10 protein-coding genes and 1 pseudogene are annotated in these 11,957 nt (G+C 64.1%); 5 read left to right on the top strand and 6 right to left on the bottom strand.

Annotated features, from left to right (window positions below):
• Positions 1 to 138: 138 nt before the first annotated feature.
• From VLK31_RS20700 to VLK31_RS20690, 3 genes are all read right to left on the bottom strand, one after another.
• Positions 139 to 906: a class II aldolase/adducin family protein gene (locus tag VLK31_RS20700; RefSeq protein WP_409170314.1), complete on the bottom strand. Its 768-nt coding sequence runs from the start codon at positions 904 to 906 to the stop codon at positions 139 to 141.
• A 198-nt stretch (positions 907 to 1,104) separates the two neighbouring features.
• Entirely contained in the window at positions 1,105 to 2,769 is a 1,665-nt protein-coding gene (locus VLK31_RS20695) for a long-chain fatty acid--CoA ligase (protein ID WP_409170313.1), read from the bottom strand.
• Between the two features lie 44 nt (positions 2,770 to 2,813).
• Positions 2,814 to 3,782 carry a 2-dehydropantoate 2-reductase gene (locus VLK31_RS20690; protein ID WP_409170527.1) on the bottom strand — a complete coding sequence of 323 codons (969 nt, stop codon included), beginning with the start codon at positions 3,780 to 3,782 and terminating at the stop codon, positions 2,814 to 2,816.
• Between VLK31_RS20690 and VLK31_RS20685 the strand changes: the two genes are divergently transcribed.
• Both VLK31_RS20685 and VLK31_RS20680 read left to right on the top strand, forming a co-directional pair.
• The gene (locus tag VLK31_RS20685) at positions 3,714 to 4,007 is read left to right on the top strand and encodes a hypothetical protein (RefSeq protein WP_409170535.1); all 294 of its coding nucleotides are present in this window, start codon (positions 3,714 to 3,716) and stop codon (positions 4,005 to 4,007) included. The two genes, VLK31_RS20690 and VLK31_RS20685, sit on opposite strands and share 69 nt — an antisense overlap.
• 65 nt (positions 4,008 to 4,072) lie before the next feature.
• Positions 4,073 to 5,257: an aminotransferase class V-fold PLP-dependent enzyme gene (locus VLK31_RS20680; RefSeq protein ID WP_409170312.1), complete on the top strand. Its 1,185-nt coding sequence runs from the start codon at positions 4,073 to 4,075 to the stop codon at positions 5,255 to 5,257.
• 9 nt (positions 5,258 to 5,266) lie between these two features.
• On the opposite strand, the gene VLK31_RS20675 is transcribed toward VLK31_RS20680, so the two are convergent.
• A complete protein-coding gene (locus tag VLK31_RS20675) occupies positions 5,267 to 6,187 on the bottom strand; it encodes an AraC family transcriptional regulator (RefSeq protein WP_409170311.1) in 921 nt (306 codons plus the stop codon).
• Positions 6,188 to 6,267: 80 nt separating this feature from the next.
• Between VLK31_RS20675 and VLK31_RS20670 the strand changes: the two genes are divergently transcribed.
• The 3 genes and pseudogenes from VLK31_RS20670 to VLK31_RS20660 all read left to right on the top strand — a co-directional run bounded on the left by VLK31_RS20670 (position 6,268) and on the right by VLK31_RS20660 (position 9,300).
• On the top strand, positions 6,268 to 7,104 hold the full coding sequence (locus tag VLK31_RS20670; RefSeq protein ID WP_409170310.1) for a transporter substrate-binding domain-containing protein: 837 nt from the start codon (positions 6,268 to 6,270) through the stop codon (positions 7,102 to 7,104).
• Between the two features lie 3 nt (positions 7,105 to 7,107).
• Positions 7,108 to 8,241, top strand: a pseudogene (locus tag VLK31_RS20665) (acyl-CoA dehydrogenase family protein); the annotation flags it as partial.
• Between the two features lie 51 nt (positions 8,242 to 8,292).
• A complete protein-coding gene (locus tag VLK31_RS20660; RefSeq protein WP_409170526.1) occupies positions 8,293 to 9,300 on the top strand; it encodes an MDR family oxidoreductase in 1,008 nt (335 codons plus the stop codon).
• 37 nt (positions 9,301 to 9,337) lie between these two features.
• On the opposite strand, the gene VLK31_RS20655 is transcribed toward VLK31_RS20660, so the two are convergent.
• Together VLK31_RS20655 and VLK31_RS20650 are read right to left on the bottom strand one after the other, a co-directional pair.
• The gene (locus VLK31_RS20655) at positions 9,338 to 10,783 is read right to left on the bottom strand and encodes an NAD-dependent succinate-semialdehyde dehydrogenase (protein WP_409170309.1); all 1,446 of its coding nucleotides are present in this window, start codon (positions 10,781 to 10,783) and stop codon (positions 9,338 to 9,340) included.
• A 17-nt stretch (positions 10,784 to 10,800) separates the two neighbouring features.
• Positions 10,801 to 11,922: a DSD1 family PLP-dependent enzyme gene (locus tag VLK31_RS20650; RefSeq protein WP_409170308.1), complete on the bottom strand. Its 1,122-nt coding sequence runs from the start codon at positions 11,920 to 11,922 to the stop codon at positions 10,801 to 10,803.
• Between the last annotated feature and the right edge of the window lie 35 nt (positions 11,923 to 11,957).

The following is an 11,957-nucleotide window of genomic DNA, read 5'->3' as shown; positions in this document are numbered from 1 at the left end:
ATCGATCGACGCGTCAAAGCTCGCCGCTTCGACGGGGCCCGGTTCCTCCATGCATCGGCCGCGATTTTTATCGGGTCGCCGATCACGCGTCGCGCTCAGCGGATGGCAACCGCGTGGCGCGGAGAGCGACTGGGCGGTCTACAGCTTGTAGCTGTCGTCCAGGTGGTCAAGCTTACGGATCAGCGAGGGCCATACGAAGCGGCCGCCCAAGCCGCCGCTCTGCACCTTCATCGCCTGGCCCACGCCGTCGATGATCTTCGGGTTCACGTAGGTGAGCTCGCTGCCGCCCGACTGCGCCGCAATCTGGATCTGGCAGGTGTTCTCGAAGGTGTACATCGACAGAAAGGCGTCGGCGATGGACTTGCCGCAGGTCAAGAGGCCGTGGTTGCGCAGCATGAGGAAGTTGGCGTGGCCCATGTCGGCCTGCAGGCGCGGTTTCTCGTCGTCGCGGAAGGCCACGCCTTCGTAGTCGTGATAGGCCAGCGAGGCCAGCACGAAGGTCGACTGCTGGCTGATGGGCAGCACGCCGTTCTTCTGCGCGCTCACCGCGATGCCGGCCTTGGTGTGGGTGTGCAGCACGCACTGGATGTCTTCGCGCGCGGCATGCACCGCGCTGTGGATGACGAAGCCCGCCGGGTTCACGGGGTAGGGCGAGTCGATGACCTTGTTGCACTGCTGGTCGACCTTGACCAGGCTGGACGCGGTGATCTCGTCGAACATCAGGCCGTAGGGGTTGATCAGGAAGTGGTGCTCGGGGCCGGGCACGCGCGCGCTGATGTGCGTGAAGACCAGGTCGCTCCAGCCGTACAGCGCCACCAGGCGGTAGCAGGCGGCGAGGTCGACGCGAAGCTGCCACTCCTCGGCGGAGACGAGCTTCTGGATTTCGGGTTGGGAGAAAGCGTTCATGGGCGGGTCTTGGCTTGCAGGGATAAAAATCAGGCAGAAGAGGGCAACCTTGCGATCGTGACGGGTTGCTCTCCCAGCGCGGTGGATGTCGCCCGACAGCCCGCGTTGCGGGTTACTGCACTGCAAGAATCAATGCTGTCGGGGCACTGATCTTTGCAATCGTGCAGCTATATCGACGCGGTGCGCGATCAAAGCAGGCTAGCTGGTCCCGGCTTTCTCGGCATCTTGAAGCGCGCGCCAGTTCACCTTACCCGTTGCCGATTTGGGCAGTTGCATGACGAAGCTGATGATTCGCGGGCACTTATAGACCGCCATGTGCTCGCGGCTCCATTGGATCAGGTCGTCCTCCGTTACCTGACCAGCGAATGCTGGGCGCAGCACGACAAGCGCTTTGACTGTTTCGCCGCGACGCGCATCACCCGAAGCGATCACGCACGCTTCCTGAACGGCCGGATGTTGATAGAGCTTGCTCTCAACCTCCGCCGGCCATACCTTGAAGCCAGACGCGTTGATCATGCGCTTGAGCCGGTCGGCGAAGACGAAGAAGCCCTGTGCATCTGTCGAGGCCAGATCGCCGGTCCTAAAGAAGCGTTTGTCCCCAATTTGGACGAATGCCACGTCATCGGCCGCCGGATTGTTCCAGTATCCGCGCATCAACTGCGGCGCGTGGACCAGTATTTCTCCCACTGCTCCGGGCTCCACCGGCGCGCACGTATCAGGATCGACGACGCGCGCGTCCACGTCGAACAGCGGTATGCCCAGGCACTGCAGCTTGTCGCCCCCCGGGGGACAGAGGTGCGTGGCGCCCATGGTTTCAGACAGTCCGTAACCCTCTGCGTATCCAATGCCGAGCCGGTCCGACATTGCCTGTGCCACGGCCCTGGGCATCGAGGCGCCGCCGCCGCCGACGTGACGCAGACTGGAGAAGTCGTAAGTGCCAAGCTTTGGGTTCGCCATGAAGTCGATAGCCATGGTGCTGATCAAACCCAGGCTGGTCACGCGGTATCGCGCAATGCTCTCGGCCGCCGCCTCGCGGTCCCAACGCGGCAGGACGACCACTGTGGATCCAACATACAGCGGACCGTTGAGGCCGCTCTGCATGCCGGTCACATGGAACATCGGCAACACCGACAGCGTCACACTCGCGGCAGTGGTGTTGAACCACACAGACGCAGTGACTGCATTGACCATGGTCGTGCGATGCGTGTGCATGCATCCTTTGGGTTGACCTGTGGTGCCGGACGTGTATGGCAGCACGGCCAAATCGTCGGGGCCGGCGCAAAGAGGCCCCGGGACGCATCCTTGGGCCAGCGCATCGGTCCACGCTACCGAGCGCGGATGGTCCAACGTCGCTCGAGGCGCCATCACGAAATCGGGGATTTTCAGATCGGTAGGTTGCTCAAGGTAGTCGCTGTAGGTTGCAACGACCAGGCGGTCGATCGTGTCGCCGAGCAGCGGACGAATGCGTTCAAGAAGATCTTGTGCCGCGAACGCGACTCTTGCGCCACTGTCCTTGGCCAGATGCTCGAGTTCGGCGGTCACGTTCATCGGATTGATCGGCACCACGACAGCGTCGGCGCGCAGAATGGCATAGAACGCCAGCATGAACTGCGGGCTGTTCTGCATATAGAGAAGCACTCGGTCGCCTTTGCGCACGCCGCACTCGCTCTGCAGAAATCCGGCCATGTGCTCCGTCTCGTCCTTGAAGCGCTGAAACGTCAGTGGCGAGTCGTAGAAAAGCACGAACGGGCGCTCACCGTAGCGCAACGCGGCAATTTCGACGTTGCGATAGAGATGGGTTTGAGGAAGCGGCAGGCTGCGTGGCGCGTGGCCCGGCCATGCGTTGAGAGAAGTGCTGGACATTGGAGTGAAGTGGCGGCGAGAAGGGCGATGACGGAGCGCTCGGGTCAGGCATGCAGCGAGGGGCCGTGGAGAGCGAGGTGGTCAAGCAGGCTGCGTGCATCGATATGGCGTTCTCCGCCGCGCTCTGCAGCATGCACAAGGGCGCAGAGCTTGGCGTTCGCAGGCGCCTCGCGACCTTGGCCGAGAGCGAGTCGGACCACGGCACCGTTCAGCTCTTCGACCTCGGTGAAGCGTCCTGCCTCCAGGTCTTCCCACATCGAAGATCGGGCGCGGGCATCGATGTTCTCCATGACGCCCCCTTGTTGCGCAAACTCGGCATTTGGCAGTCGCAACAGCGCAGGCAAGCGTTCGGGCGGCAGATCGCCAAGCTGAGCGGGCTGAATTCCGGCAACTTCGAGTGCATCGAGTGCTTCTTCGACCACTGCGGCAAGCACGAGGCGGTACCCCCGGTCCGTCAATTGCGTTCGCAGCGGCTTGCCGGACAACGCATTGACCGCGTTGTTCAGGTTAAAGATCAGCTTTCCCCATTGGATCTCACGGAATGTCGAGCAAACGCGCAATGGCAGGTGCGCGGACCTGAAGATAGGCAACCATGGCTGCCACCGCGGATGGTCCTCGACCACGATGTCGCCCGTCGTCCCGCGATGAAGGCGGCCATCGGGGAGTTGCACCACGTTGAACGGAACCATTGCGCCCAGGACAACGTTGTATGGCAAGCGGCTGCGCAACTGCGACACGTTGTCCATGCCGTTTTGAAAGCTCACGACCAGGGCCCTTCTGGGCGCGAGGTCAAAGATTTGCTTCGCCGCAGCCGCCGTCGCCGCACTCTTGACCGCAACGATCACCAGGTCGGCATCGCACAGCGATTCCGGTGTTTCGGAGAAACGCACCATGCCATGGGGCACGCGGGCTTCCCAGCCACGAGCGCCGGACATGAGCAGTCCGTGACATTCGATGCGCCCACGCATGGCTGCGCGGCCGATGAGGCTGACATCCGCAAGCGCGGCGATCAAGCTGCCGCCGACGAAAGCGCCGATGGAGCCGGCGCCGAGAACGACAATGTTATTTCTTTGCATGACGGTTGCTCCTTGCGGCAGAATTTTCCGCTGCGGCCGGCAGCCCTGTCGTTTCGATTCTTGCGAGCGCAGGCCAGATTCAGCGAAAACGTGCGCAAGGAGCAGCGGCAAATTATTGAAGAATTGGCGGGCATGCGCAGGATTTGGAAAGACATGCGCTAGGTGAGTTCAGACAATCCTGAGAGGCGTTCCAGTGTCTGACGGCGTTTGATTGAAACGGAATTTAGGTGAACCACAAGGTCTTCAACCTCGAACTTTTGCGCCTGGACACGCCCGGCGTCGCCAACCGCATTCACCTGAACAACGCCGGCGCAGGCCTGCTGGCGCGCCCCGTGCTCGAGAAGATGGTGGCTTACCTGCGGCGCGAGGCCGACATCGGCGGCTACGAGGCTGCCTACGAAGCGTCGGGGGAACTCGCCGCGGTGTACGACAGCGTCGCGCACTTGGTGGGCGCATCGCCTTCGGAAATCGCGCTGACCGAGAACGCGACGGTGGCCTGGCAGATGGCGTTCTATGCACTGCGCTTCAAGCCGGGCGACCGCATCCTGACGGCCCGGGCCGAGTACGCCGCCAACTACGTGGCCTTCCTGCAGGTCGCGCAGCGCACCGGCGCGGTGATCGACGTGATTCCGGACGACGCGCAGGGCGTGCTGGACTCGGCTGCGCTCGAACGCATGATCGATGCCCGCGTGCGCCTTATCGCCATGACGTGGATGCCGACTAACAGCGGCCTCGTCAACCCGGCCGAGGAGGTCGGCAAGATTGCGCGCGCACACGGCATTCCCTACCTGCTGGACGCCTGCCAGGCTGTCGGGCAGACGCCGGTCGATGTCGAACGCCTGGGCTGCGACATGCTCTCTGCGACCGGCCGCAAGTTCTTGCGCGGGCCGCGGGGCACCGGCTTCCTGTACGTACGAAAGTCACTGCTGTGCGACTTGGAGCCGCCGATGATCGATCACTTCGGTGCGGTGTGGGTGGCGCCGGGGCGTTACGAGCTTCGCCCCGACGCGCGCCGCTTCGAGACTTGGGAGAACAACTACGCCGCACGCCTGGGCCTGGGCGCGGCCGTCGACTATGCGCTGGCGGTCGGGTTGGAAGAAGCCGAGTTGCGTTGCAGGCGCCTGTCGTCGGCGTTGCGCGACCTACTGCGAGACCTGCCGGGAATCGAGCTGCACGACCCCGGCCCCGTGTTGTCGGCCATCGTATCTTTCTCCGTGCGGGGCCGCGACGCGGCATCGGTCAACGTGCAGCTGTTGAAAGCGGGCATCAACGTCAGTCACTCCAAGCCGTCGAGTGCCTTGCTCGACCACCTGGCCAGGCAACTGCCCACGGTGTTGCGCGCCTCGCCGCACTACTACAACACACCGCAGGAGCTTGAAGCCCTCGCTGCCGCGCTGCGCACCGTTCGTTGATTGCGACAGTCAACGCTGGCTGGCCCGCCATTGCAATGGCGACTTGCCCATATGCCGTTTGAACTGAGTCGAGAAGTGGCTTGACGACCCGAAGCCGCAGGCCAGCGCGATGTCCAGGATGCGCTTGCCGCTCTTCTCTCCTTTTTCGCCGGCTGTCCACAGCAGCCGGCAAGCAGCCTGCACGCGGGCGTTCAAGATGTACTGGTGCGGCGACTTACCCGTGGCATCGCGAAACACGCGGCAGAAGTGAAACGGGCTCATGCCCGCGATGGTGGCCAGTTCGGCAAGGAGCAAGGGCGTGGTCAGATTTGCATCGATATGGCGCTGCACCGCAACGACCGGGTTGAGTTCACCGACGGGTTGTGCGGGCGGGTGCGCTTGGCGCGCGATGCGTGCGAGCAATGCTTTGGCCAGAAATTCGGTCTCGGCGGCCCCGTCGGGGCTGCCTTCGCTGAGGTCCGCCAGCAGCGCCTGCGCAAGGGAGAGCAGCACACTGTTCGGCAGGATCGCCTGGTGCGCGAGCACGAACTCACCGTGCCGGATGCCGCGCTCTACACAGCACGCCGCCAGCAACTCCAGCGAGATGACGAACACCACCAGCCGTGCTGGCGGCGGTGCCTTGCCGGCCTCTCGCACATGGGTCGAACGGTGGCGCAGTGCGAGGTCGGGCGGTGTGATCAGCAGGCCGTTCCTGTCACAGAACAGCACGTCGTTCAGGCCAGGGCCGATGGTCTCGGTCTTGAACGCCGGCCCGATGTTGAGGCTGATGCGCAGGCAATCCGAGCGCGCCATGGCGTAGTCGGGTCCGTTCACGTGGAGGATGGACAGTCGCACGTGCGCCGAGGCCGAGGGCACCCTGTGCGCGGCGTCCAGCAGAGCGGGGCGCGCATTCATGGCCACACGCTCGCGCACGATTGTGAACGCTTGCACCGTCCGCAGCAGGATCGCAGAAGACAGCACGACTGATGAATCGAACAATTCATTTTCCAATTCCTCACTTGAAGTTCCCCATGAAATTCATGCAACTGCTTCGCGCCTTCGGCGCAATGGCCGCGGTGCTCAGCAGCGCCGCGCCCGTCCTGGCCTATGCAGACAAGCTTGACGACGTGCTCAAGCGCGGCTACCTCATCGTGGGCACCACGAGCGCCACGCCGCCCTTCGGCTGGAAGGACGAGAAAGGCGAGCTGCGCGGCTTCGACGTGGATCTGAGCCGGCTCATTGCCAAGGCGCTGTTCGGCGACCCGAACAAGATCAAGTTCGAGCTGGTGAGCAACGACACGCGTTGGCCCGCGCTGCAGAACGACCAGGTCGACATGCTTGCGCACTCGGCCACCATCACGCCGTCGCGGCTGGTGCGCGTGGGCTTCACGCCGCGCTACTTCGACACCGGCATCACAGTGGTCATCAAGAGCGACTCGAAGATCAAGACGCTGGCCGACCTGAACAACCCGGCCGTGACCATTGCGACGCTGACGGTTCCAGAGCAGATCGACCTGGTCAAGCGCATGGCGCCCAAGGCCACGGTGTCGAGCTTCGGCTCGGTCGACCAACAGTCGCTGGCGCTGCGTTCGGGCCGCGTGCAGGCACTGTTCGTCGACCTGCCCATCGGCATGTGGTACGCGGCCACCAACCCCGACCTGAAGGTGGTGCCCGAGGTCTACGGCGGTTACCAGAACTATGGTTTGGCCTACAAGCTTGGCGAATTGCGCTGGAAGCAATTTCTTGACGGCTTCGTGACCGACCTGACCACGGGCTATTCGTACATCGAGTACTCGGCCATCTACAAGAAGTATTTCAAGATGGACCCGCCGCCGCAGCGCAGCTACAAGATTCCGGGTGCGCTCTGAGTCATGAACATCATCGAGGAATTCGACCAATCGCTCGCACCGGTCGAGCAGGACTTCCAGGCGCGCGTGGCCGCGTTCGCCGCCACCCGCGCAGCGCAGATCGCGAGTGCGACGCACGCCCAAATTTGGATGGGTGAGCTCATTCGTGACGCTTGCAGGCAAGGACTCGCCGGCATCGAGGTGCCCGCGTCCCTGGGCGGCTTGGGGTTGAGCTTCGGCTCGCGCATACGCACAGCCATGACACTTGGAAAAGCGGATTTTTCGCTGGCCTTCGCGTTCATCAATCACCACAGCGCCGCCCTGCGCATTGCGCTCGGCGCTTCTGATGAAGCGCGCGAGAAGTGGCTGGCGGGCTTGCTCAGCGGCGATCTGATCGGATGCACGGCCATGTCGGAGGGCGAGGCGGGCAGCGATTTTGGGGCCATCCGCACCAGGGCTCGCAAGGTGAACGGCGGTTGGGTGCTTGACGGTGAAAAGCGCTGGGTGGCGAATGCGCGAGGTTGCGAAGTAGCGTTGGTGTTCGCGCAGACAGATCGCACTATCGGCACTGCGGGCATCGCGTGCTTCATCGTCGACCTGCGCAAGGCGGGTTGCACGCGCATTCCCGAAGATCCAGTGCACGGACTGGCGCCAGCCGGAATTGGTGGCTTTGCGCTGAACGAGTACCGGGTGCAGGACAGCGATGTGCTTTACGCGCCCGGGGCAGCCTTTCGAATGGCGATGGCTAGCGTCAACAAAGCGCGCACGCACGTGGCGGCCGTGGCATGTGGCCTGCTGTCCACCGCCTTGCACGACGCGGTGGCCTATGCATCGTCCCGCATGGCGTTCGGGCGACCAGTGCTTGAACAGCAAGGCCTGCGCTGGAATCTCGTGGACGTCAGTCTGACGCTCGAGAACATGGAGTTGCTCACTCTGCGGGCGACACGTCTTGCGGACAACGAAGGCATCGGGGCTGTCGTTGCGGCTGCAATGGCCAAGAAGTTTGCGGGTGAGCAATGCCTCAACGGTGTTGCGGTGTGCATTCAGTCGATGGGCGCCACGGGCATGGGCGAGGCGCGCGGCCTTGTGGCCAAACTGATCGCCGCCAAGGCACTCTGCATGGCCGACGGCACGACGGAAATGATGAACGAACGCATCGGGGCTTCGTTGGGTGCCCGACAAGTGGAGCGTGCAGTGACGACTCGGCGCATTCAGGTTGCGCCTGTCGAGCGATTTCGAGCGATCCGGCTTCGCAAAGACGAAACGGGGGCAACACTGGCTGACGTGGCTACCTTGGGCGACGACGAGCTGCCACCCGGCAACGTTGTAGTTCGAATTGCGTACTCCACACTCAACTACAAGGACGCCTTGGCCATCACTGGCCAGTCGCCGGTCGTGCGAAAGTTTCCGATGGTGCCGGGCATCGACTTCGCCGGTACCGTCGAACACAGCGCGGATGCGCGCTACCAACCTGGCGATCGGGTGCTTCTCAATGGCTGGGGCGTGGGCGAAACGCATTGGGGCGGGCTGGCGCAACGCGCCTGCGCGCGCGCCGACTGGCTGGTACCGCTGCCGCCTACGATGTCGCCGCGCATGGCCATGTGCATCGGCACCGCCGGGTACACCGCCATGCTGTCGGTGATGGCATTGGAAGCGCGCGGGATTGGGCCAGAGGCAGGCGTCATTCTGGTCACCGGTGCGAATGGTGGGGTAGGAACCGTCGCCATTGCGCTGCTGTCGAGGCTTGGCTATTCCGTGACGGCCTCGACCGGACGTCTGGAGGAGGCACCCCGGCTCAAGGAACTTGGCGCCACCTGCGTGATGGACAGGCGAGGGCTGAGCGAGCCCGGCAAGCCTTTGCAGAAGGAGTCCTGGGCCGGTGCGGTCGACTGTGTTGGAAGTCATACGTTGGCGAACGTTCTGGCGGGCATCCGCTACGGTGGCGCTGTGGCCGCTTGCGGGCTGGCCCAAGGGATGGAGCTTCCGGCCAGCGTGGCGCCTTTCATCCTGCGCGGCGTAGCGCTGGAAGGCGTAGACAGTGTTCACGCGTCTTTCGAGCGAAGAATGGTTGCGTGGACGCGCCTGTCGCACGAGCTGCCTGGTGACGTGATCGAAGGGAACACGCGTGAGATCGGACTGGCGCAGGCGCTGGAAGTCGCGCCGGAACTGCTGCGCGGGGAGGTTCGCGGTCGGGTGGTGGTGGACGTCAATCGCTGAACCGCGGTGGGGGCCCGGCCCTCGCCCAGGTCCCGGATCAAAGCGACATGATGGACACGGCCTTGGTGACCAGGTAGGCCTCGAGCGCTTCGGGGCCGCCTTCGCTGCCGTAGCCCGAGTCTTTCACGCCGCCGAAGGGCATCTCGGGGAAAGGCGTGGGCGGCTGGTTGATCCACACCATCCCCGCCTCGAGTGCCTGCGAGATGCGGCGCGCGTGGGAGATCGACTGTGTGAACGCATAGGCGCCCAGTCCGTAGGGCAGCCGGTTGGCTTCGGCGACGGCCTCTTCGATGTCGTCGAAACCGCGAATGGCTGCGACTGGGCCGAACGGCTCGTTGTTGAACACGTCTGCCTGCAGCGGCACGTCCGTCAGCACGGTGGGCTCGAAGAAGTTGCCTTGCATGTCGAGCCGCCTGCCGCCCGCGGCGAGCGTGGCGCCACAGCGCACTGCATCCTCGACCACGCGTTCCATCGCAGCGACGCGGCGCGCGTTGGCCAGCGGGCCGAGTGTGGTGCCTTCGGTGAGCCCGTCGCCGGGCTTGAGACTCTTCGCATACGCCACCATCGCGCCTTCGAATGCGTCGCGCAGGCTGTTGTGCACCAGAAAGCGTGTGGGCGATACGCAGGCCTGGCCGGCGTTGTGGAACTTGGTGGGTCCCATGAAGTGGGCAGCGAGCGCCACGTTGGCGTCGCTGGCCACGATGACGGGCGCATGGCCGCCGAGCTCCATGCTGACACGCTTCATGTGCTGCCCCGCCATTGCCGCAAGCTGCTTGCCAACCCCGGTCGAACCGGTGAATGTGATCTTGCGAATGAGCGGATGCGCGATAAGGTAGTCGCTGATCTGCGCCGGGTCGCCGAACACCACCCCGACAGCGCCAGCGGGCACGCCTGCATCGACAAAGGCCTGCAGGAGCGCGGCGGCGGATGCCGGCGTTTCTTCGGGCGCCTTTACCAGCATCGAGCAGCCGCTGGCGAGCGCGGCCGACAGCTTGCGCACGATCTGGTTGATCGGGTAGTTCCACGGCGTGAAGGCCGCGACTGGGCCCACGGGCTCCTTGGTTACGAACTGCTGCATGGCGGGGTTGCGCGGGGGCACGATGCGCCCGTAAATGCGCAAGCCCTCGTCGGCGAACCAGTCGATGACGTCAGCCGACGACTGCACTTCCATCGTCGATTCAGACAGCGGCTTGCCTTGTTCGGTGGTCAAGACGTGGGCGATGGACGCGGCGCGTTCGCGCAGCAGCGACGCAGCCTTGCGCAGCGTTGCCGCGCGCTGTATCGCGGGCACGGCGCGCCAGAGCCCGAAGCCCCGGTGCGCGGCCTGCACGGCACGCTCGAGGTCGGCAATGCCGGCGCAAGCGACGTGGCCAATCACTTGGCCGGTGGCCGGGTTTAGCACCGGCATGGTGTTTCCGTCAGCGGCCGGTTGCCACTCGCCGTCGATCATCAGCAGCGTGTCGGGGTAGTCAGGGGAGGTCATGTGAGTTGCCTTGTTCTTCAATGGCTCGCGCCACGCGCGGAGACAGGCCAGATTGCTTCGACGCGGCCGTTGCGCACGCAGATGTACTGGTCGTGCAAATTCACGGTCGGATCGCAGTGCGATGGAATCAGCTTGATTCTGGTACCCAGCGAGATCTTGGTGTCTGGCGTAAGGAGTGCGATCGTGCCGTGTTCATCGGAGGCTGCGACGAGGCGGGCGTCGGGGTGGCCTTCGATGGTTGGCAAGCCCTTTTCCAGCGTGTAAGACTTCAGGCCCGCGTCGACGATGACGCGGCCCTTGCCGGCCGTGCTCATTACGGTAGACAGTACGAACAGGCTGTGCTCGAATTCTGCGTAGGGGTGCCCATCGTTTCCTTCGATGGCGGCGTATTCGCCGTCCATGAAGATGTACGAGCCGCATTGGAGCTCGGTCCAAAGCCTGGAGGCGCCTTCGAACATGAAGGTGCCGGTACCGCCTCCGCCGATCACTTTGCATTCCAGGCCCACCCCGCGAATGGCGTCGATGCTCTGCTGCACAGCTTCCGACGCCACGTGGATCGCTGCGGCGCGCTCCGCGTAGGTCTTCAGGTGCTGCGCCTTCCCTTCGTATGCCTGCAGGCCTTCGAAGCGCAGGCCCGGGGATGCGGCGATGCGTTGGGCCAATGCTGCGGCGGGCTCACCAGGGGGCACGCCACAGCGCCACATGCCCATGTCGATCTCGACCAATGCGCCGAGCTCGACACCGAACTCCTGTGCGGCGCGTGAGGCGGCGTCCACCTGCTCGATGGCGTCGAAGCACAGCGAAATCCTGGCCTCCTTGGCGAGCCCGGCTAGGCGGCGCAACTTCTGCATGTCGAGCACCTGGTTGCTGACGAGAACGTCGCGCACGCCGCCGCGCACCAGCGCCTCGGCCTCGCCCACCTTCTGGCAGCACTGTCCCACGGCACCCAGGGCAATCTGATGGCCAGCGATGGTGGCGCTGCGGTGTGTCTTGGCATGCGGGCGCAGGCGGATGCTTGCGTCGCGCGCGAAATCAGCCATCTTTTGCAGGTTGCGTTCAAACACATCCAGGTCGAGGATGAGGGCGGGCGTGTCGATCGCGCCCAGGAGATCGCCGACGCGAGTCGCGACTGTATTCATGGAAATTCCGAAAGGGGATGAAGCGGCCTCGCCAA

Source organism: Variovorax sp. H27-G14 (genome assembly GCF_046156345.1).
GTDB lineage: Bacteria > Pseudomonadota > Gammaproteobacteria > Burkholderiales > Burkholderiaceae_C > Variovorax.
Note: the sequence above shows the minus strand (reverse complement) of the source record. Positions and strands in the feature narration are given on the sequence as shown.